16 protein-coding genes are annotated in these 21067 nt (G+C 65.2%); 10 read left to right on the forward strand and 6 right to left on the reverse strand.

All coding sequences use genetic code 11. The annotated features are described in order from the left end of the window. The 5 genes from DK842_RS08975 to DK842_RS23420 form a co-directional block, all read right to left on the reverse strand. Positions 1 to 1380, reverse strand: a complete 1380-nt coding sequence (locus DK842_RS08975) for a radical SAM/SPASM domain-containing protein (protein WP_168194854.1) — start codon at positions 1378 to 1380, stop codon at positions 1 to 3. 166 nt (positions 1381 to 1546) lie between these two features. Further along, the gene (locus tag DK842_RS23415) at positions 1547 to 1720 is read right to left on the reverse strand and encodes a hypothetical protein (RefSeq protein WP_168191860.1); all 174 of its coding nucleotides are present in this window, start codon (positions 1718 to 1720) and stop codon (positions 1547 to 1549) included. A gap of 90 nt (positions 1721 to 1810) precedes the next feature. Then, positions 1811 to 3112, reverse strand: coding sequence for a hypothetical protein (locus tag DK842_RS08980; protein WP_114061155.1), 1302 nt, complete (start codon positions 3110 to 3112; stop codon positions 1811 to 1813). A gap of 35 nt (positions 3113 to 3147) precedes the next feature. Beyond that, positions 3148 to 4425 carry a cupin domain-containing protein gene (locus tag DK842_RS08985; RefSeq protein ID WP_168194855.1) on the reverse strand — a complete coding sequence of 426 codons (1278 nt, stop codon included), beginning with the start codon at positions 4423 to 4425 and terminating at the stop codon, positions 3148 to 3150. A gap of 115 nt (positions 4426 to 4540) precedes the next feature. Next, positions 4541 to 4699, reverse strand: coding sequence for a hypothetical protein (locus DK842_RS23420; protein ID WP_168191861.1), 159 nt, complete (start codon positions 4697 to 4699; stop codon positions 4541 to 4543). A 505-nt stretch (positions 4700 to 5204) separates the two neighbouring features. Between DK842_RS23420 and DK842_RS08990 the strand changes: the two genes are divergently transcribed. From DK842_RS08990 to DK842_RS09035, 10 genes are all read left to right on the forward strand, one after another. Beyond that, positions 5205 to 6455 carry an HlyD family secretion protein gene (locus DK842_RS08990; RefSeq protein WP_114061157.1) on the forward strand — a complete coding sequence of 417 codons (1251 nt, stop codon included), beginning with the start codon at positions 5205 to 5207 and terminating at the stop codon, positions 6453 to 6455. A 1-nt stretch (position 6456) separates the two neighbouring features. Further along, positions 6457 to 8628, forward strand: coding sequence for a peptidase domain-containing ABC transporter (locus DK842_RS08995; RefSeq protein ID WP_114061158.1), 2172 nt, complete (start codon positions 6457 to 6459; stop codon positions 8626 to 8628). 85 nt (positions 8629 to 8713) lie between these two features. Next, positions 8714 to 9991: a glutamate-1-semialdehyde 2,1-aminomutase gene (gene hemL / locus DK842_RS09000; protein WP_114061159.1), complete on the forward strand. Its 1278-nt coding sequence runs from the start codon at positions 8714 to 8716 to the stop codon at positions 9989 to 9991. Positions 9992 to 10142: 151 nt separating this feature from the next. Continuing rightward, positions 10143 to 11435, forward strand: a complete 1293-nt coding sequence (locus DK842_RS09005; protein WP_114061160.1) for a hypothetical protein — start codon at positions 10143 to 10145, stop codon at positions 11433 to 11435. A gap of 203 nt (positions 11436 to 11638) precedes the next feature. Further along, a complete protein-coding gene (locus DK842_RS09010; protein WP_114061161.1) occupies positions 11639 to 12964 on the forward strand; it encodes a hypothetical protein in 1326 nt (441 codons plus the stop codon). A gap of 73 nt (positions 12965 to 13037) precedes the next feature. After that, positions 13038 to 14360 (forward strand): hypothetical protein, encoded by a 1323-nt coding sequence (locus tag DK842_RS09015; protein ID WP_114061162.1) that lies wholly within the window; start codon positions 13038 to 13040, stop codon positions 14358 to 14360. A 331-nt stretch (positions 14361 to 14691) separates the two neighbouring features. After that, on the forward strand, positions 14692 to 15786 hold the full coding sequence (locus DK842_RS09020) for a hypothetical protein (protein WP_168194856.1): 1095 nt from the start codon (positions 14692 to 14694) through the stop codon (positions 15784 to 15786). Between the two features lie 109 nt (positions 15787 to 15895). After that, positions 15896 to 18628: a DEAD/DEAH box helicase gene (locus DK842_RS09025; RefSeq protein ID WP_114061164.1), complete on the forward strand. Its 2733-nt coding sequence runs from the start codon at positions 15896 to 15898 to the stop codon at positions 18626 to 18628. Positions 18629 to 18827: 199 nt separating this feature from the next. After that, entirely contained in the window at positions 18828 to 19292 is a 465-nt protein-coding gene (locus DK842_RS09030; RefSeq protein ID WP_114061165.1) for a hypothetical protein, read from the forward strand. Beyond that, entirely contained in the window at positions 19289 to 20095 is an 807-nt protein-coding gene (locus DK842_RS09035) for a DUF2145 domain-containing protein (RefSeq protein ID WP_114061166.1), read from the forward strand. Before DK842_RS09030 ends, DK842_RS09035 begins: the two co-directional genes overlap by 4 nt. On the opposite strand, the gene DK842_RS09040 is transcribed toward DK842_RS09035, so the two are convergent. After that, a complete protein-coding gene (locus DK842_RS09040) occupies positions 20089 to 21006 on the reverse strand; it encodes a DMT family transporter (RefSeq protein WP_114061167.1) in 918 nt (305 codons plus the stop codon). The genes DK842_RS09035 and DK842_RS09040 overlap by 7 nt on opposite strands. Between the last annotated feature and the right edge of the window lie 61 nt (positions 21007 to 21067).

The following is a 21067-nucleotide window of genomic DNA, read 5'->3' on the forward strand; positions in this document are numbered from 1 at the left end:
TCAGGCGATGGCCGGCGCCGGCTCGGACGTTCGCCGGCGCTTCCGCATCCAGTAGTCCAGCACCAGCCGTTCGGGCAGATTCAGCTTGAAAGATGGACAGCCGGTTTCGCCGTTGTACCACAGCTTGGCGCAGCCGCCGCCGCATACCGGAAACAGCGGGCAGCGCGGACACGGCGACATGCCGGTCTGGATGTCGGCGTACCATTCGCGGGTGACGGCCTTGTCGTTGCGGACCTGGTCGATGCTGCGGATATGCCCGATCTTGTATTTGGGCGCGTCGTACTTGGGCGTGTACGGAAATTCGTAGCAGGGGTAGATGTTGCCGTAGGCGTCGTAGACCTCGGCGTCTGGCATCACCACCATGCAGGGGGCGATGGTGCGGGCGGGCAGAATGCGGTCGAATTCGAATCCCCGCCGTATCGCGTGCTGCGTCCAGCCTATTTCCAGCGCGGCGAAGTCCGCCGCCGGCAGGCTGTCGCGGTCGGCCTGGTTGCCGCCCCAGTCCACCACCGGGCGAAAATCCAGCCCCACATTGCGCGCCGCCAGCCCCCGCTCGGCCAGCAGGTCTATCAGATCGGCAACCTTGCCCTGGTTGTGGCGGTTGATGTTGATGCGGATCGTGACGCCGCTGCGGTTGGCGCTGAATTCCGGCATGCCGGTCACGTCGACCAGGTTTTGCAGGATGATGTCGAAACTGCCGCCGCCGGCTTTGACCGGCCGCATCAGGTCATGGGCCTGGCCGATGCCGTCCAGCGTGATCTGGAAGCTGTTTACGCGATGCCGCTGCAGGCGCAGGTAGACGTCGGGTTTCAGGCTGAGCCCGTTGCTGACCATGGAGGCGAAGAAGTGGATCCCGGCCTGTCCGCATTGTTTGATCAACCGGCCGCTGATGTCCTCTATCTGCTTCAGCGCCAGGATGGGTTCGCCGCCATACCAGTTGATCGCCAGCTTGGCGTAGGGCTTGCGCCGCAGCGTGCCCATGATGCGGGCGACGATGCGGGCGGAGGTGTCGTCGTCCAGGTTCTTTTTGACGTGCTGCTGGCCGCAGTACACGCAGCCCAGCTGGCAATTGGCGGTCGGCTGCAGCGTCAGGCTGAGCGTGCCAACCTCGCTTATGGCCTGTCGGTTTTTCTCCAGCATGTCTCGGAATTCGTCGCGGGTTGGCGGGACCAGGACTTCGTCCTCCCGCAACTGGCGCAGCGTTGCCTCGTCCATTTTCGCGAACTCGCCGGCGAGCAGGCGCTGGTAGGTTTTTTCCTTGATCAGCAGCGATTTGCCGGTCCGGCTGGCGAACAGCAGACGCGAAGGGTCGGGGTGGTGGTCCGGACTCACCACGCCCGAGGCGATCAGGTATCGGGATAGAACGTATTCGCCTTCCATCGGGGACTCTCCCTGGTCATCGGTGCGGAAAGGCCCGCGGGGGAGCCAGGGCGGCCCGGCCACTGCCATGGCCTGGAGGGGGCCGCCCTGGTCGCAGGGCGGGCGACGGCATGCTGGGCAGAACCTTTCTGTCGCAAGCTGCCAGCCGCCAATCGGACGAGGCTGTCTAGCCGGAGAAGCCCTTGTCGCACCGGACGTAGCCGGAGTCGCATTGCGTCGGGTCTTCTTCCATTTCGCCGCCGGACACGAACTCCAGATCCTGGCCGCTGATTTCCTGGATGGCCGCGTCGGAGTCTCCTTCCAGCTCGTCCAGCATGGCTTGCAAGGTCGGATTCTTCATTCATTTCTCCCAAGTGGTGCGGGCCGCGAGTTTTGCGACATCAAGCCCGGATCGGTCGCATGGAAACGGGTGGCTTGCGCCGGCAGGCGCTCAGCCTGGCTCGATGTCGACGCCGTGGTAGCGGTGCAGCAGGCGCAGCAGGTAATGGACCTTTTTTTCCGCCAGCGGGTCGTCGACCATGGCGGCGATTTCCGCGATGGCGAACTTGCCGCCGCTGTTCAGCCGGTCGATGACGCCTTCCAGGCCGGGGAAGTTGCCCAGCGCGAGCTTGGTGCCGCGCACGTAGAGCTCGAAACGGCCGGCAGCCTGCGCAGGCATGCACCGCATCCGGTATGGCGCCGCCGCGGCGACGCGGCTGTCCGGCCGGATCTCGGGTTGGACCTCGCGGGGAATCGGGCTGTTGCGGTAGCCGCCGTTGCTGAACAGCGAATAGCGGAGGTCGCGGTAGGCGCCGCGCATCAGCGAGCGCAGATCGCCGTCTTCGGGCAGCGCCAGCAGCGACAGCGCGGCCTCCACCGTGCCGACGTCGTCTATCGGCCGTCGGTCTGCCTTGAGCATGATCTCGGAAGGGCGCAGGCAGGTTTCCCGGACCCGGTGCAACAGCTCGCAGGCGAAATCGTGGTCGGAGCGGTTGTAGAACCAGCAGGCGATGCCGATGGACAGTTCGTTCTGCATGCCCAGATGGAAGCGGTTTTCCGGCATGAAGTAGAGCTGGCCTGCGTGGAAGGTGTGGGCGGCCGCGCTGGGCAGATGGGGCGCGACATTCATATTGTTGAAGCGCTTTTCGTCTGGGGCAGTGACGTAGTCGTCGTCGTCCCAGGTGTACATGGTCTTGGAGCCGGGGCCGAGATGGAAATGGATCACGCTCTTGCCCGGCGAATCCTTGTGTATGCCCAGCGGCGTCAGGTCGTAATTGCCGATGAATATCGTGAACAGAATGCCTTCGGTCGGCATGCCTATCATTTTCAACGCCGGCTCCAGGATCAGCGCTATCGCTTGCGACAAGCCGGCGCTGAACTTCTCGCCGCGGTTCAGGATGATGCCGAATTTGCGTTCGCCGAATACGCGTCGGACCCAGCTCTCCACGTCTTCGTCCGCCAGCGGCGGCTGGGAGAAGTGTTCGTCCAGATCGTCTACTTGCCGGCCGTCCAGCCACAGGCGGTATCCATACTTGGTTTGGTGGATCCGCGCGACCTCGGCCAGAATGTCCAGCACCTGGCGGCGCATCAGCCGGACCTGTACCGCGTCCAGCGCGTCGGAGAAGACGCAGGGCTGGCTCATGTGCTTGTTCAGGGTCAGAAAGCGGGTCCACCAGTCGGCGTCGAACCGGCGCCGCAGGCGGGCGGGGGCAAGGCTGTCTTCCAGCGCGTCGTTCTCGCGGGGATAGGGCATGTTTGGATTCCCAGGCTCGGGTTGAGTGGCAAGCGTCAGTCCGATGGCGGTTCCAGCCGGCGAATGCCGCGCCAGCGGAGCAGTTCGCCTAATAGATGCAGTCCGATTTTTTCCGGCCACGCCGGGTCCAGCAGTTCCAGCAGTTCGGCCACGGCACAGGGCTGGTTCTGGTTGAGGCGGTCCAGCATCGCGATCAGGCCGGAGTGGCGATTCATTTCCAGTTTGTTGCCGCGCACGTAGACAGCCATCCTGCCTGGCATCGTATCGCGCGTCAGGATGCGGTAAGGCGTTTCCATCAGGACTTGGTCGTCAGCCTCCAGGCTTGCCTTGTCGTCTCGTGGAAACGGCGGATTGCGGTAGCCGGCATTGCTGGCCAGGCAGTGGCGCCAGTCCAGGTAGGCGAGGCGCAGCAGCTGATCGTAATCCCGGCCGCGGTATTCATCCGGCAGCCGCCTCTGGGCCAGGATGGCGTCCAGCGCGCGAGTGTCCTGCGGCGGCGACGGATCGTGGACGATGGCGCCGTCGGAGGCTGCCTGCAATTGCTTGAGCAGGAAGGCGTGCAGGTTGTCGGCCAGCATCTGGTTCGTGTGGGTGTATTGCCAGACGGTGATGCCAATGGAAAGCTCGCTCTGCGCGCCGATGTGAAATGTGCCTTCCGGCATGAAGAATAGGTCGCCGGATTCGAACCGGAAGGTTCTGGCATGCGGCTTGAGCGCGTTGAAGTCGCGCTCGGGAATGCCTTGCTCGTCAGTCAAGCGGCGGTATTGTTCCGGCTCCCATAGATACATGGTTTTGGCACCGGGGCCGACATGGAGGTGGATGACGTTCTCGCCGCGCTTGTCCTGATGGATGCCGAGCGGGGTTTTGTCGTAGTCGCCGATGAAGATGCTGAATTGGACGCCTTCCCGCGGCAGGCCGACTCTTTCGAACAAAGGCGCCAGCATCTGCGCGACCTCGCAAGACAGTCCGTGATGGAATTTTTCGCCGGCATTGAGAATGATGCCGAAAGGGGTTTGGGGAAACACCCGCCCACTCCAGCATTCCAGGCTTTCGCCGGCTTGAGGGGGGCTGTCGTAGATGCGGTTCATCTCATCGCTGTCGAGCAGGCGGCCCGCAGCGTATATACGTAAGCCATAGCGAGCGGTGCGCAGCCGCGCCAGCGTGGCCAGGATGTCCAGCACGGCTTGTCGGAACAGGGCGGCTCTGGCTTGGCCGAGCGCGCCTTTGAATACGACGGGGCAGCTCAGTTGCCTGGATTCCTTCAGGAAGACTTCCCACCATTCTGCGCTGAAGCTAGGGGCTGGTTCGCTCATCTGCTTTCCGAGTTCCTGCGTGCGGGAAAGGGACGCGCCCGGCCCCCTCGCGGCAGGCGGGCGCAGGCTTGGCTCCGCTGGGCGGAGCCAGAGGCGCGGTTCGTCTGAGCGCCTGTCATTGCGCCTTGTGAACGTGATCATGGTCCTCGTGCTGGGCCGCGCCGCCAGTCACGGAGCTTTCCTCCAGCGGGGACAGCACGGTGATGCCGAGGAGATCGGCGATCTCCTGATCCTGGTCCTGTTCGGTTTGGTCGATTTGCTTTTCGGTTTGCATCTTGATGACTCCTTTGCTGACGGTGAAACGAAGGGGGCTGCGGTCGCGCCATCGCTTCTTTGTCTCCGGCGGTCTCTATGGATTGGCTGGCCGTGGACGATTCAAACGATGACGTTGCACTATTGGCTGGCGGAGATAGGCGAACAACTGGGACAATTACGGATCAGGGAAAGCGGCGAGGCTGGCCGATATTGTCGGCATGCTGCAACAGCTCGGAAAACCAGGCCCAGCTTGGCGGGGCCTTCGGGAATAGCGGAAATCCGTTCGAAATGGCGGCTATTAATCTGTCCTAATGGACAGTGTGTCATGCATGAAACGCGTGATGAGAATTTAAAGAAAACATGAGTTTGCCGATCATGGCGCGCAAGGCCGCGTCAGGATGCTGCCGACATGTTATTCGAATAATGCTATCGTCCCGGTGCTCCGCCTGCCTCCTACTCTGCATGGCCGGGGACGCTGAACCAACGCATCCGCTCGCGCGGCATGCTTACTGAAAGCGATCTTCTTGTCACTCTTTCGCTCCGCCGCCCTCAGCCACGCCGCCGACCGGCGCTATGGCCGCATCGTGTTGCTGCGTCCCGCCAGCCTGGCCTGGCTGACCGGCGCGTTCGCGTTGATCGCCGTCGCCATCGCGCTGTTCTTCGTGTCGGCCAGTTATACCCGCAAGGCTCAGGTGTCAGGCGTGTTGCTGCCCAGCCAGGGCCTGATCCGGGTGCAGCCGGCGCAGGCCGGCGTGGTGGCCGAAGTCAAGGTGCGCGAGGGCCAGCAGGTGAGGGCCGGCGACGCGTTGTTCCTTCTCGGCAACGAGCGCGAGAGCGCCACCCGCGGCGACGCCGGCCGCGAGATCACCGCGCTGCTGCAGTCGCGCCGGGACAGCCTGGCCGGCGACCAGGCGATGCTGCGTCTGCAGTCCCGGCAGAAGCAGGAGACGCTGCGGCGCAAGGCGGACGACCTGGCGCGCGAGTTGCAGCGGATGGAGGAGCAGATCGGCCTGCAGCGGCGGCGGGTGGCGTTGGCCGAGGACACGCTGCAGCGCCACCGCAAGTTGCTGGCGTCCCAATTCATCTCCGCCGCCGCGCTGCAGGACAAGCAGGCCGAAGTGATAGACCAGCAGACCAAGCTGGCGGACCTGCAGCGCGCCCGCGCCGCTTTGCAGAGCGATCATGACGCGGCCTTGTCCGATCTGGGCGATCTGCAGCTGCAGGCCAAACGCGACGAGGCGGCGGCGCAGCGCGGCATGGCGGAGCTGGAGCAGGACCTGACCGAGAACGAAGCCAAGCGCAAATCGCTGGTGCGCGCGCCGCAGGCCGGCATGGTCAGCGGCATCGCCGTCCAGGCCGGCCAGAGCGTGGCGGCCGGCCAGACGCTGGCCAACCTGTCGCCGGCCGGCTCGCCCTTGGAGGCGGAGCTGTACGCGCCGTCGCGCGCCGCCGGCTTCGTCAAGCCGGGCATGGCGGTGCTGATCCGCTATCAGGCGTATCCCTACCAGAAGTTCGGCCAGTTCCAGGGCACGGTGCGCGAGGTGTCGCGCAGCGCGCTGCGGCCGGAGGAACTGTATCTGCCCGGCGGCCAGGGCGGCTCCGGCGAGCCGCTGTACCGGGTGCGGGTGAGGCTGGCGAGCCAGAGCGTCATCCTTTACGGCCAGCCGCAGGCTTTGAAGGCCGGCATGGCGCTGGACGCCAGCGTGCTGCTGGAGCGGCGCAAGCTGTACGAGTGGGTGCTGGAGCCGCTCTACAGCATCAGCGGAAAGGTGTGAGATGAGCCATCAGCAGCCGATTTTGCAGTTCTGGGGCCGCCGCCGCTTGCCGCTGTTGCTGCAGACCGAGGCCGCCGAATGCGGCTTGGCCAGCCTGGCGATGGTGGCCGGCTACTGGGGACACCGCATCGACCTGGCCAATATGCGCCGCCGTTTCTCGGTGTCGCTGAAGGGCTCCACGCTGAAGAGCCTGATCTCGATGGCGCAGGGCCTGGGCCTGGCGTCGCGGCCGCTGAAGCTGGAACTGCGGCACCTGCCGCAGCTGAAGCTGCCCTGCGTGCTGCACTGGGACATGAACCATTTCGTGGTGCTGAAGCAGGCGTCGGCGCGGCACATCGTCATCCACGACCCGGCGGTGGGCGAGCGCAAGCTGAGCCTGGACGAAGCGTCCAAGCATTTCACCGGCGTGGCGCTGGAGCTGACGCCGGACGCGTCCTTCCGCAAGGCGGAGGAGAAGCTGCAGTTCAGCCTGTTGTCGCTGATGGGGCGGGTGGATGGCCTGGGCGGCGGCTTGACGCAATTGCTGCTGCTGGGCCTGGCGCTGCAGGTGTGCGCGCTGGCCGCACCGTTCTATCTGCAGTGGGTGGTGGACGAGGCGCTGGTGGCGGCCGATCGCGACCTGATCACCGTGCTGGGCATAGGCTTTCTGCTGCTGGTGCTGTTGCAGACCGCGATCGGCGCGGTGCGCTCCTGGGCGACCACGGCGCTGGCCACCAGCCTCAATTTCCAGTGGCTGGGCAACGCTTTCGCCCACCTGATGCGGCTGCCGCTGCCGTGGTTCGAGAAGCGCCATCTGGGCGACATCACCTCGCGCTTCGGCTCGATCCAGACCATACAGAAAAGCCTGACCACCCAATTCGTCGAAGGGGTGATCGACGGCCTGCTGGTGATCGCCACGCTGATCGTGATGCTGCTGTACAACGCGCCGCTGGCGGCGGTGAGCCTGGCCGCGGTGGCCTTGTACGCGCTGCTGCGCTGGAGCATCTTCCGCGCGTTGCGGGAAGCGACGGCGGAGCAGATCATTCACGCGTCGCGGCAGAGCACCCATTTCATCGAGTCGGCGCGCGGCGCGCAGAGCGTGCGGCTGTTCGGCCGCCAGGAGGAGCGGCGCATCGGCTGGATGAACGCGCTAGCCGAGCAGTTCAACGCCGACTTGCGCATCGCCCGGCTCAGCCTGTCGTTCCAGACCGCCAACGCGCTGCTGTTCAACGCCGAGCGGGTGGTGGTGGTGTGGCTGGCGGCGCTGGCGGTGATGGACGGCCGCTTCTCGGTGGGCATGCTGTTTGCCTTTCTCAGCTACAAGGACCAGTTCAGCCAGCGCATCGCCGCGCTGATCGACAAGCTGTTCGAGCTGCGCATGCTGCGGCTGCACGGCGAGCGCGTCGCCGACATCCTGTTGACCGAGCCGGAGCCGGAGCTGAACGACGTCGAGATCGACCCGGCCCACGTCCAGCCGGCGATCGAGCTGCGCAACGTGTCTTTCCGTTACTCCGACAGCGAGCCCTACGTGCTGCGCGAGCTGAGCCTGGCGATTCCCGCCGGCCAGTGCCTGGCTGTCACCGGCGCGTCCGGCTGCGGCAAGACCACGCTGCTGAAGCTGGTCCTGGGCCTGGTGGAGCCGACCGAGGGCGAGGTGCTGGTGGGCGGCGTGCCGCTCAAGCAGCTGGGCCTGGGCAATTATCGCCAGTTGCTGGGCACGGTGATGCAGGACGACTTGCTGTTCTCCGGCTCCATCGCCGACAACATCTGTTTCTTCGATCCTCAGCCGGACCAGGAGCGCATCCGCCGCAGCGCCGGCCTCGCCGCCATCCACGACGAAATCATGGCGATGCCGATGAACTACAACACCCTGGTCGGCGACATCGGCTCCGGCCTGTCCGGCGGCCAGAAGCAGCGCGTGCTGCTGGCGCGCGCGCTGTACAAGCAGCCGCGGCTCCTGGTGCTGGACGAGGCCACCAGCCATCTGGACGTATGGAACGAGCAGCTGGTCAACGCCGCGGTGCGGGATATCGACATGACGCGCATCCTGGTCGCCCACCGACCGGAAACCATCGCCATGGCCGAGCGGGTGGTGGTGCTGGAGCAGGGACGCATCGCGCAGGATTCGCCGGCCGCGGAGAGGAAAACCGCCAGAGCCGGCGGTCCCGGCCGCGTCGACGATCATGTAGAATGATCGCGCCCGGCGGCACCCGCAGACGCACCGCCGCGCATCCCCATATTCCGCGGCGCGGCCCGCGCCGCCAGACAAGGAAAACCTCATGTCCCGCAATCTGGAACTGTTCGAACGTGGCAAGCAAGTGATCCCCGGCGGCGTCAACTCGCCGGTGCGCGCCTTTGGCCAAGTGGGCGGCACGCCGCGCTTCGTCGCCCGCGCCGAGGGCGCCTATTTTTGGGACGCCGACGGCAAACAGTATCTGGATTACGTCGGCTCCTGGGGCCCGGCCATCGTCGGCCACGCCCATCCGGAGGTGGTGAAAGCGGTGCAGGACGCGGCCGTGGGCGGCTTGTCCTTCGGCGCGCCGACCGAGGGCGAAGTGGTGATCGCCGAGGAGATCTGCAAGCTGCTGCCGTCGGTCGAGCAGGTGCGGCTGGTGTCGTCCGGCACCGAGGCGACCATGACCGCCATCCGCCTGGCGCGCGGCTTCACCGGCCGCGACCTGATCATCAAGTTCGAGGGCTGCTACCACGGCCACTCCGACAGCCTGCTGGTGAAAGCCGGCTCCGGCCTCTTGACCTTCGGCAATCCGTCCTCCGGCGGCGTGCCGGCCGATTTCACCAAGCACACGCTGGTGCTGCAGTACAACGACGCGGAGCAGCTGGCGCGCACCTTCGCCGAGATCGGCGACCAGATCGCCTGCGTGATCCTGGAGCCGATCGCCGGCAACATGAACCTGATCCAGCCGTCGCGCGAATTCGTCCAGGCGCTGCGCAGCCTGACGGAAAAACACGGCGCGGTGCTGATCTACGACGAGGTGATGACCGGTTTCCGCGTGGCCAAGGGCTGCGCCCAGGGCCTGCACGGCATCACGCCGGACCTGACCACGCTGGGCAAGGTGGTGGGCGGCGGCATGCCGCTGGCGGCTTTCGGCGGCCGCGCCGACATCATGGGCAAGATCGCGCCCTTGGGCACGGTCTACCAGGCCGGCACCCTGTCCGGCAATCCGCTGTCCGTCGCCGCCGGCCTGGCCACGCTGAAGCTGATCCAGCAACCGGGCTTCTACGAGACGCTGGGCAGCCGTACCGCGCGCCTGGCCCAGGGCCTGGCCGACGAAGCCAAGAAAGCCGGCGTAATCCTGTCCACCGACAGCGTGGGCGGCATGTTCGGCTTCTACTTCAGCGGCAGGGCGCCGAAGTCCTACGCCGAGGCCACCGGTTGCGACATCGAGCGCTTCAAGCGCTTCTTCCACGCCATGCTGGACGAGGGCGTCTACTTCGCGCCGTCGGCCTACGAGGCGGGTTTCGTCTCCATCGCCCACACCGACGAAATGATTGAACAGACCATTGCCGCTGCCGGCAGGGCCTTTGCCGGCCTTTAACCGGATGGGCGGTTGGGAGACAGGGAGCTTAGGCTCCCTTTTTCATTGGGGTGGATAAAACAATACGAATTGGTAGAATTCCCGCCGAATTCAAAAAACGATACGGACCGGAGAGGTCTGCGGGACATTGAGGCAGTTGAAGGGGAAACGGATGGAAAGGAAGACCAGGCTGCGGCTGGCCGTCGGCATCGCCGCGCTGGCGCTCGCCGCGTTGGCGGCCGGCTGGCTGTGGCGCGGAGACGGCATCCAGACGGAACGTCTGGATTTGAGGGCCGGAGAGGGCCGCCGGGAAGCGGCGGCCATCATGAACCGGGTATATGGCAGCCAGCAGCATGATGAGAAGCGGAACTGCTGGCGCTATCTGCGCGAGGACGGCGGCGACTATTGCCTGAAACCGCTGGCGTTGGATCGCGTAGAGGCGGGCAAGGCGCGCAGGTTGTATCTGTTCGCCAGCGGGCGCCGAGACGGCGCGCGCGACGAGGACCTGAGCGGGTTGGCCGGCGCCTTCGTCGTCGATGCCGACACCCTGTCCCCGATTGCCGGCAGCCGCGAACTGGACTTTCTCAATCACCGGGCTTCAGGGCCGGACCAGGTCCAGTTGCTGCAATTGTCTGGCGACGGCTATATGGGCTGGTTCGCGGCCGGCCGAGCCGCGCCCGGAGACGTAGCCGAGGAATTTCCCCATTTTTACGCGCCCAAGGACGACAAGGTGCTGGAAATCGGCGGCGAGGTGTTCGGCCGCGACGGCGAAACCGCCGACGGCGTGAAATTCGCGTACCAGCTGGACAGCGGCGGGAGCGATGCCAGGATGTATCCGCTGTCGCTGATCGTTCGCGACGGCAAGGACAAGCAGTTGGCCAGCTTTGATTTCCGTTTCGACCGCCGGCGCTGGGAATACGTTTGCGCCGATGTCGATTGCCGGGTGCGAGCCGGCCTGCCGGTCCGCCCCGAGCGGACGGGAAGAGTCCAGGGCGCGGAGGCCGTGGCGGCCGATGCCAGCGAGGCCTTGTTCGGCAAGGGGCGCAAGCTGTCTGAGACTGATTTGCGGGACGTGCTGGGCCAGATGGGCGTGAGTTACGTGGCGCAGGACGGCGCGGTGGGCTTCGTGGATCGGAACGGTTGCGACGCGCCCTACCCGCTGGATGCCCATTTCGAGCGCGACGGCGTGCAGGAGCAATTGTGGGTGCGCGGCGGCGATGGCTGCACCTCGGGCGATGTCGGCGGCTCGGTCTGGATTTTCGTCCGCGACGCAGGCGGCCGCCTGCGCGCCAATCTGGGCACGCCCGCCGCCGATGTGCGCCGCACCCGCGACGTATCGGCCGGCGTGCATGATCTGCGCGTCGGCGCGGCAGGCTTCTGCGACCGCATCTGGCGCTGGAACGGCAAAGCCTTCATCCACCTGTTGAACGTCCCCACCCAGGCGGGCGGCTGCGACAGCGCCTGATCCGTGATGAGACGGCGGCTTGGGCCGCCGTTTCGCATCAGGGATGCCGGTTCGCGTCTTGCTCGCAAGCGCGGGCGGCGGCCAGCTCATTCGCATCCAATGACAAGCACGCCATTCATTTTGCCTGATAAAATGACAATTAAAATTTTTTGACGCGCTTTTTTTCAATCGACATCAAGCAGTTCGGGTTGAGACGGAACCATATGGAAAACAAGAAAAAAATCGCCTTGCTGGCAGGTGCCGCTGTCTTGCTGATCGCCGCCGGCTTCGGCGGGTGGCGATACTGGAAATCGCATCAGGCGGTGCAAGTGGAGCGGCTGGCGTTGGATGGGGAATCCAGCCAAAAGACTATCGCCGGCATCATGAATCGCGAATATGGCAACAAGCATTACAACAGGGAAGAAGATTGCTGGAATATCGAGCATGGCAATCGCACCTATTGCATGAAGCCGCTGTCGCTGGATCGGGTGCGGGTGGATGGAGAAGACAGGTTTTATCTTCTGGCCGGTGGTTATCTGTGGGAGTCCAGCCATGCCGACAGCGATGGCCTAGTGGGGGCGTTCGTGTTCAAAGCCGATGGCAGCGAGCCGATCGCTTCCGTTCGAGCCTTGGCCTACGACAGCGTGGGCGGTGCCATGCCGGAGAACGTCAAATTGCTGCAACTCACGCGCAGCGGGCAGATGGGCTGGCTGATCCAGGGAGGCGGGGATCTCAATGGCGGGTACTCCTACCGCGAGCCGCATCTTTTCATGCCTAAGGATGGGAAGATCATCGATGCCGCTGGAGATCTGATCGGCGCGCAGGGCCAGGCGCAGGTGGCGCTGGACTTCGACTACCATGCCGATGCCAGTAAAACCGACGCCGAATATTATCCAATGTTGCTGACGGTTCGGGATGAAGCCAAGAAGGAAGTGGCCAGCTACCGTTTTCAGTTTGACAGAAGCAAATGGAAGTATGTCTGCGGCGACAAGACCTGCGGCGAGCGCGGCAGCCTTCCGCAGGATGATGAGGATGCCAATGGCGAGCCTATGGATAGCGACGATGGCGACGCGCCAGCCGATCCGCCGGCCAACGCCAATGCAGCCTTGTTCAGCGATGGCACCGAATTGTCGGCCGCCGACCTGAAGGACGTTTTGGCCGCAGTCAAAGCCACTTTCGTCGTGAAGGATTCGCAAACCTGGGGTTTTGTGACGGCCGAGTGCGTCAAGCCATTCCCTTTGTCGGCCGAAGTGGTCAAGGGTAATGAAGATAACCACAACATGCTGTGGCTGGAGGGCGGGAACAGCTGCACGTCCGGCAATACCGAGCACAGCATCTGGCTGTTCATTCGCGGAGAAGATGGCCATCTGCGCGCCAATCTGGGCCTGCCGGCCAAGCAGGCGACCGTCACCAACGATGCCAACGAGGGCTACAACGACATCCGCCTGTCGGGCAACGGCTTTTGCGAAGCGGTATGGCGCTGGGACGGCAAGCAATACGCCCACCTGAAGAATATCGCGACCCAGCCGGGAGGCTGCGGCGGCGAGTAACGCCAAGCGCCGGGACATTGCGCTCCCGAAGATGCGCGTCCGGGCTTCTCGCCCGGACCCCCAAGGATATTCCGTGAAATTGAATAAGAAACACTGGATCGCGCTGGCGGGATTCGCCATCGCATTAGTCTTGGGCCTGACGGCCTATCGCCTGCTGCACCGGCAAGCGGTCCGCGTCGAACGGCTTGCCGTGGATGGCGAACCTGGCCAGCAGCTAGCCAGCGACATCATGAACAGGATGTACGGCCAGGAGGCTTACGACGCCAAGGAAAAGTGCTGGAACATCGATCATGCCGCTGGCCAGGATGAGGAGGCCGCCACGTATTGCATGAAACCCCTGGCGCTAGACCGCGTGCACGCAGCAGGCGAGGATAGACTGTACTTGTTCGCCGGCGCAGATCGACCGGACGCCAGCCATATGGATACCGACGCGCTGGTCGGCGCTTTCGTAGTCGACGCCAAGACTCAAGAGCTGATCGCAGGTGACCGCGAGCTGTCATTCGCCAGCGGCTTTGCCAGCGCGCCGAATGAGGTGAAGTTGCTGCAACTGTCCGCAACCGGCTACATGGCTTGGTTTGCCGAAGGCGGCGACATGCATCAAGGCATTTCAGCCAGCTACCCACAGCTCTTCGCCCCCAAAGGTAAAAAAATCGTCGCGATCGAAGGCGAGCTGTTTGGCAAAGAAGAAGGCATGTCCGAAGAACTGAGCTTCGACTATGAGCCCGACGCCGCCAAGGCCGACAAGGAGGTATTCCCGCTGCTGTTGAGGGTCAGCGACGACAAGCATAAGCCATTGGCCAACTTCCGCTTCCGCTTCGACAGCCATAAGTGGCAGTACGTCTGCGCTGACCAAGCCTGTCGCGATAAGAAAGGTATTCCCGAAGCGAAACCGGAGACTTCGGAAGAGACGGACGACAGCCCGGCCCAGCCGCCGGCCAACGCCAACATCGCCTTGTTCAATGACGGCGCCGAGCTGTCCGCGGCGGACCTGAAAGACGTATTGGCTGCGATCGGCGCCGTCTATGTGGTGAAGGATCAAGACAACTGGGGTTTCGTCACTGAGAAATGCCACACGCCGTTCAAGTTGAGCGCCTCCTATCCCGAAGGTGAAAAAGACAGCCACAACGAACTGTGGATCACCGGCGGCAGCGCCTGCACCTCCGGCGCCACCGGCCAGAGCGTATGGCTGTTCATCCGCGGCGAGGATGGCCATCTGCGCGCCAACCTAGGCGTGCCCGCGACCAAGACTTCGTTGACCAGCGATGTCAACAACGGCCGCTACGACTTGCGTTTGGCGGGCAACGGTTTTTGCGAGGCGGTATGGAGCTGGGACGGCAGCCAGTATCAGCACCTGAAAAACATCGCCACCCAGCCGGGAGGCTGCGGCGGCGACTGAGCATGGCGGATCGGTCCGCTGCGGTTTCGGCATGCGGCCCCGATCCGTTACCCGCCGGGCTTGGCGCCCGGCAATTTTCCAAGGACCTTCCGTGAAATTGAACAAAAAACACTGGATCGCGCTGGCAGTGGCGGCCATCGCCTTATCGGGCCTGATAGGCGCGGCGTACTGGGTGATGACGCGAGGGGAGAGCCGCGTCGAGCGGTTGGCGCTGGATGGCGGGCCCGGGAAGCAATTGGTCCGCAGCGCCATGGATAAAATATATGGCCACTCGAACTACAGCCGAGAACGAGATTGCTGGACACTGACGCAAGACTACAACGAATTCTGCATGAAGCCGCTGGCCTTGGATCGAGTCGGCAGCGGAGCGGATGGCCGGCTGTATTTGTTCACTTCGGGGGATGGCTCTCACGAGGGCGAGGGGGGAGAGAGCCAATTCGCGGTGGTCGGCGCTTTTATCCTGAAAGAGCAAGGGCTGGATATTGTGGCTTCCAGCAATGGCATGAGCTTTGTCAATCACGATTTCAAAGGCCCCGACGCGGTCAAGTTGATATCTCTTTCCGCGACAGGCGACATGGCTTGGCTTGCGGAGGGCGCCATCTATAAATCCTATCCGCAGTTGTTTGCGGCCAAGGATAAGGAGGTGGTCGAGATTACCGGCGAGCTCTTCGGCAAACGCCGCGAGGAGCTGGAGCGGGCGGTATTCGAGTATCGAGCGGATCGCAACGAAGCCGGCGAGCCATTTTATCCGCTGCTGCTCAGTGCCAGTCAGCAAAAGGGAGGCTCAACGCAGGTATTCAAATTCATTTTCGATAACAAGAAGTGGGAATATGTTTGCGCGGACGATGCCTGCCGAGAGCGCTATCAGGCATGGCGGGATGAGGATTCCGATGATAACGAAGCCGAAGAAGAGCCTGCGTCGGATGCTCCGCCGTCCGATGCCAACGCCGCCTTGTTCGATGACGGCAACACGCTGTCCGATGCGGACTTGAAGGAAGTGCTGGCTGCCTTGGGCGTGAGTTATGTGATCAAGGACCAGGACACCTGGGGCTTCGTCACCGACAAGTGCCGCACGCCGTTCCGCCTGAGCGGCTGGTATACCAAGAACCATAAGGAAGACCATAACGAAATCTGGATACGGGGCGGGGACAGCTGCACCTCCGGCAGCGTAGGCCAGAGCATCTGGGCTTTCGACCGTGATGATGACGGGCATTTGCGCGTCAGCTTCGGCGTGCCGGCGACCAAGTTCGTCGTGGTGACCGATGGTCCGGATAGCGATTCGGACAATCCGTATCATGACATCCGCCTGTCCGGCAACGGCTTCTGCGAGTCGATCTGGCGTTGGGATGGCAAGCAGTACCAGCGCCTGCGCAACGAGGCGATGCAGCCCGGCGGTTGCGACCGCGAGCCGGCGGCGCAGCAGTAAGCGCGCGGCGGTGAAATAAACGGCGGCTTGGACCGCCGTTGTCTTTTGCGGCTTTGCAGCGCGGGCCGAATCCGGCAACATCGCCCCACCTCCCGTTCCTCGATGCGCAATGACCGAACCACAACCCTCTTCCCGCCTGATTTGGCGCCTGCGCCTGGCCGAATCCGGCGTCCAGTTGCAGCCGCTGCTGCAAAGCGCCGGCCCGGATGGCTGGAGCCGCGGCCGCGCCTGCTCTTTGGCCAGCCTGCTGCAGGAGCAGGCCGACGCGGTGCGGCCGCATGACCTGACGCTGTTGCGCCAGCTGCTGGCCCTGCTGGAGAGGCACGACGGCGACGCCGGCCTGATCGACGCCGCGCCGCTGTTGCCGGCGCTGGTCGATCATCCGCTGCTGTTCGACGCCGGCGCGCCGGCGCGGCGCCTCCGCGTCGAGGCCGGCCAGGCGGCGCTGCAGCTGGAGCGCGTCGGCGCGGAGCTGCGATTGAAGCTGCTGCCCGAGGGCCTGGCCAGCTGCGGCGGCCTGCTGTGGCAGCGGCCGCAGCCGGAGCGGGTATTGGTCTATCAACTGACCGACGAGCTGACGGCGCTGGCCGACCTGGTGGGCAACGGCCTAGCCGTGCCTTGGCAGGCGCGGCAGCGGGTGCTGGAGGCGATACGCGAGGTCGCGCCCGGCTTGCCGCTGGTGGACGCCAGTCCGCAATTCGATCCCGCCCAGCCCTGCGAGCCAGCCGATCCGACGCTGTACGCCTTGCTGACCCGCCAGCCGGAAGGCCTGCGCTTGCAGCTCAAGGTGAAGCCGCATCCGGCCGCCGCCTGGAGCGCGGCGGGACGCGGCGCGGCCGGACTGGTGCTGGACGTGGACGATGCCTACCGCCAATTCGCGCGCGATCTGGCCGAGGAGGCGCGCCGGCTGCGCGCGCTGCGCGAGGCCTGCCCGGCCATCGCGCGCGGCCATCGCGACGGCGACGGCTGGCTGTTCGCCGATCAGCACTCGGCCTTGTCCTTGTTGGCTCAATTGCAGGCGGCCGGCGAGGATCGAGTGACCTGTCTGTGGCCGCAGGGCGACAAGATCCGCCTGGCGGCCGCCGACGGCATGCCGCAGCTGAAGCTGAAAGTGAAGCGGCGCGGCGGCTGGCTGCAAGCCGAGGGCGAGCTGGAGCTGGACGACGGCCGCATCCTGACCCTGCGCCACCTATTGGCGGCGCTGGCCAATCAGAAGGGCAAGTATCTGCAGCTGTCCGACGGCGACTGGCTGGCCTTGTCCGGCAGCCTGGCCGAGCGTCTGGGCGAGTTGGCCAGGATGATCGATCACGCCGGCCCGGACGGGCTGGCCATCAGTCCGCTGGCCGGCCCCCGCCTGCAGGCGCTGGGCGAGGAGGCCGGCCAGTTCGACGGCGACGCCGGCTGGCAGCGACAGGCGGCGCGCTGGCGCGAGGCGACGGCATTCGAACCGCAAGTGCCGCCCACGCTCCACGCCACTTTGCGGCCATACCAGTTGCAGGGTTTCGCCTGGATGGCGCGGCTGGCGCACTGGGGCGTCGGCGCTTGCCTGGCCGACGACATGGGCCTGGGCAAGACGGTGCAGACGCTGTCCTTGCTGCTGACCCGCGCCCAGCTGGGCCCGCAGCTGGCGGTGGCGCCCACCTCGGTCGCGCTGAACTGGCTGGCCGAGGCCGCCCGCTTCGCGCCCAGCCTGCGCCTGCGCGCCTACCACCAGCAGCGGCGGCTGGACGATGTCGGCCCGGGAGACCTGGTCATCGTCAGCTATGGCCTGCTGCAGCGCGAGGCCGAGGCGTTCGGCGAGGTGCATTGGGCATCCGTGGTGCTGGACGAGGCGCAGGCGATCAAGAACCCGCAGAGCCAGCGCGCCCAGGTGGCGCAAAGCCTGCGCGCCGATTTCCGCCTGGCGGCCAGCGGTACGCCGGTGGAAAACCATCTGGGCGAGCTGTGGAGCCTGTTCCGCTTCATCGCGCCGGGATTGCTGGGGAATCTGGCGCAGTTCGAGCAGCGCTACGCCCAGCCGATCGCCGACGGCGACGAGACCGCGCGCGCGCAGCTGAAAGCGCTGATCCAGCCTTATCTATTGCGCCGAACCAAGCGCGAGGTGCTGACCGAGCTGCCGCCCAAGACCGAGGCCACGCGCCTGATCGAGCTATCCGAGCAGGAACGCCACGTCTACGAGGCGATGCGGCAGGAAGCCTTGGCCCGCGTGGCGGAGGCCGATCCGGCCGCCGGCGGCCAGACCATGCAGGCGCTGGCCGAGTTGACCCGGCTGCGCCGCTTCTGCTGCCATCCCAAGCTGGTACAGCCCGACAGCGCGCTGCCGGCCAGCAAGCTGGCGGCCTTCGCCGAGATCTGCGAGGAGCTGCTGGACAACGGTCACAAGGCGCTGGTGTTCAGCCAATTCGTCGACCACCTGGCGCTGGCGGCCGAGCACCTGAAGCAGCAAGGCATCCGCTTCCATTATCTGGACGGCGGCACCCCGACCAAGCAGCGCAAGGCCAGCATGGACGCATTCCAGGCCGGCGACGGCGATCTGTTCCTGATCAGCCTGAAGGCCGGCGGCACCGGCCTCAACCTCACCGCCGCCGACTATGTCATCCACCTGGATCCGTGGTGGAATCCGGCGGTGGAGGACCAGGCGTCCGATCGCGCCTACCGCATGGGCCAGCAGCGGCCGGTGACGGTGTACCGGCTGGTGGCGGCCGGCACCATCGAAGAAAAGATCGTCGAGCTGCACCGCGACAAACGCGCGTTGGCCGACAGCCTGCTGGCCGGCGGCGACGCCAGCGCCAGGCTGGACGGCGAGGCGTTGCTGGCCTTGCTGCGCGGGGAAGCCGGTTAACCGCTGCCGATGCAAGCCCTGATCCTGCGTCGCGCCGCTTGGCCCAGGGGGCCTGAGGTTTTTTGGCAGCGCCAAGCGGAGGCGCGCGGCGAGCGGGCTTTTAGGGGTTGAGAGCGATCAAGCATTTAGGCTGCCGGATTGCGCATTTGCAATCGTATTGGCATGATGGCGTCCATCTTCATGACAATAAGGTTGCATCATGACGCGTTATCCGCTGTTGGCCGGCGCTCTGCTGCTGGCTACCTCCATCTCCGCGTTCGCGGACTCCTCCATCGGCAACAATGGTTCGCAAACCATAGGCATGGGCGCCATTTCCATCCTGGCGGCGCCGGTGCTGAGCGTGGGCGCGGCATCCCAGGGGCGCGGCGAATCCGCGCTGGGGCCGGTGCTGGCGGTGACTGGCAGCGCCTATGTGATCGTCGGTATCGTCCAGGGCGCGGGCGACGTGGCCGAGCTGACGCTGGAGTCGGTGCAGGGCGGCGCCAAGCTGCTGGTGAAGGCAGCGGGATCGGCGGTGAAGGCATCCGGCGCGGCGGTCGGCGCATCGGTGCAGGTGACGGCGACGGCCAGCGGCACGCTGCTGGTGACTTCCGGCAAGGTGCTGGCCTTCATTCCCAACAAGCTGGGAGAGGCCTTGCTGGAGCATTCGAGGGTTCCGGAATGAAGCCGGCGCGCTTTCTTGCCGCGCTGGCACTGGCGCTGCCGGTCTGGGCTTTCGCCGGACAGAGCTGCGAAGAGAAGCCGCTGACGCCGGAAACCTTCCGGCTGGCGATGCAGACCGCGCAAACCGTGCAGCAGCGGCTGGACGCGCTGGACAGCGATGTGGTGGTGCTGGGCCGAATGGGCCAGGACCTCAGCAAGTACAATCTGCGCTACACCCACGCGGGCATCGTCTACCGCACCGCGCCGGATCGCCGCTGGCGGGTGGCGCATCTGCTGAACGACTGCGGCACCGACCGCTCCGACCTATGGTACGAGGGCTTGGGCAATTTCTTCCTCGACGACATGTTCCGCTTCGATTCGGTGGCGCTGGTGCCGCCGCCGCAGGTGGCCAAGCGGCTGCTGGAGCGGCTGAACCAGCCGGCGAGGCTGCGCGAGCTGCATACCGCGCGTTACAACCTGCTGGCCTATCCATTCTCCACCCGTTACGAGAATTCCAACGTCTGGGTGCTGGAGCAACTGGCGGCGGCGGAGAGCCGCGAAGCGATGGTGCGCAGCCGCGAGCAGGCGCAGATGTGGCTGAAGCTGAACGGCTACCAGCCTACCGAACTGAACCTGGGACCGATGACCCGCTTGGGCGGCCGCATGTTCAAGGCCAATGTCGCTTTCGACGACCATCCCAGCGAACTGCGTTACGCCGATCGCATCCAGACCGTGTCGGTCGACTCCATCATCCACTTCTTCGACGCGCGCGAGGAGGGCTGGAAGGTGGAGGAGATCGCCGGCGCGCAGCCTCGCCGCTACTGAGCCCGGCATGGCGTCGCCGCGAATGCCGGCGCAGCTTCCGCGCGGCGTTCGCGAGCGGCCAGCCAGGCTCCCAGGCTGACGCTGGCCAGGCCCGCCGCCAGGCTGGCGGTCAGCGGCTCGCCCAGCAGCGGCGACGCCAGCAGGCCGGCCAGGATCGGAATCAGCGCGAACAATACCCCCATCTTCACCGCGCCTAGGGCGGCGGCCGCGCGCAAGTAGAGCAGCATGGCCAGAATCGCCGCGCCCACGCCCTGGTACAGCGCTTGGAAAACCAGCATGCCCCACGGCGCTTCGGCCAGATGCTTGGGCAGCCACAGCAAATAAACCGGCAAGTAGAGCAGCGCGGCCATGATGGTGATGGCGCGTGTCAGCGGCCAGGCGGCGTACCCCCAGCGCCGCGCCAGTACGCCGAACGCCGCCCAGCTGATTGAAGCCGCCAGCAGCATCGCATCGCCGATCCATACCTGGCCGGAGCCGCCCGCGCCTAGCGTCGGCAGCGCGCTCAGCGCCAGCCCCAGCGCGATCAGCGCATAGCCGGGCAGTTTGCGCCGTTGCGGCCTTTCGCCCAGCAAGGGCCAGGCGGCCAGCGCCACCAGGAAGGGCTGCAGGCCGGGCAGCAACAGGCCGCCGTGCGCCGCAGGCGCGTATTTGAATGCGCAATAGGAGAACAGGCTGACCCCCAGTCCGCCGAGCAGGGTCAGCAGCCATAGCCTGGCATCGCGCAGCGCCCCGCGAGGCAGGCCGCCGAAAGCCAGCAGCACCAGCGCGGCGGTGCCGACGCGCAGCGCCAGGATATCGGTGCCGGCCAGCGCGCTCTTGCCTGCCAGCCGCGACACGATGTTGAAGCCGGTCCAGATCGCGACGGCGCCCGCCGCCGCCAGATAGCCCTGTCTGATGGTGAGTGAGGACATGTGTTTCTCCCGTAAGGTTTACCCATCCTAGTCCGCTTTTTTATTCATAAAAAATGAATTA

The organism is Chromobacterium phragmitis, from assembly GCF_003325475.1.
Classification (GTDB): Bacteria; Pseudomonadota; Gammaproteobacteria; order Burkholderiales; family Chromobacteriaceae; genus Chromobacterium; species Chromobacterium phragmitis.

Excerpts from the sequence above, each read along its gene's own strand:
- DK842_RS08975 (WP_168194854.1), bottom strand. The coding sequence starts at position 1,380 with ATGGAAGGCGAATACGTTCTATCCCGATACCTGATCGCCTCGGGCGTG.
- DK842_RS23415 (WP_168191860.1), bottom strand. The coding sequence starts at position 1,720 with ATGAAGAATCCGACCTTGCAAGCCATGCTGGACGAGCTGGAAGGAGAC.
- DK842_RS08980 (WP_114061155.1), bottom strand. The coding sequence starts at position 3,112 with ATGCCCTATCCCCGCGAGAACGACGCGCTGGAAGACAGCCTTGCCCCC.
- DK842_RS08985 (WP_168194855.1), bottom strand. The coding sequence starts at position 4,425 with ATGAGCGAACCAGCCCCTAGCTTCAGCGCAGAATGGTGGGAAGTCTTC.
- DK842_RS23420 (WP_168191861.1), bottom strand. The coding sequence starts at position 4,699 with ATGCAAACCGAAAAGCAAATCGACCAAACCGAACAGGACCAGGATCAG.
- DK842_RS08995 (WP_114061158.1), top strand. The coding sequence starts at position 6,457 with ATGAGCCATCAGCAGCCGATTTTGCAGTTCTGGGGCCGCCGCCGCTTG.
- hemL (WP_114061159.1), top strand. The coding sequence starts at position 8,714 with ATGTCCCGCAATCTGGAACTGTTCGAACGTGGCAAGCAAGTGATCCCC.
- DK842_RS09005 (WP_114061160.1), top strand. The coding sequence starts at position 10,143 with ATGGAAAGGAAGACCAGGCTGCGGCTGGCCGTCGGCATCGCCGCGCTG.
- DK842_RS09010 (WP_114061161.1), top strand. The coding sequence starts at position 11,639 with ATGGAAAACAAGAAAAAAATCGCCTTGCTGGCAGGTGCCGCTGTCTTG.
- DK842_RS09020 (WP_168194856.1), top strand. The coding sequence starts at position 14,692 with ATGAAGCCGCTGGCCTTGGATCGAGTCGGCAGCGGAGCGGATGGCCGG.
- DK842_RS09025 (WP_114061164.1), top strand. The coding sequence starts at position 15,896 with ATGACCGAACCACAACCCTCTTCCCGCCTGATTTGGCGCCTGCGCCTG.
- DK842_RS09030 (WP_114061165.1), top strand. The coding sequence starts at position 18,828 with ATGACGCGTTATCCGCTGTTGGCCGGCGCTCTGCTGCTGGCTACCTCC.
- DK842_RS09035 (WP_114061166.1), top strand. The coding sequence starts at position 19,289 with ATGAAGCCGGCGCGCTTTCTTGCCGCGCTGGCACTGGCGCTGCCGGTC.
- DK842_RS09040 (WP_114061167.1), bottom strand. The coding sequence starts at position 21,006 with ATGTCCTCACTCACCATCAGACAGGGCTATCTGGCGGCGGCGGGCGCC.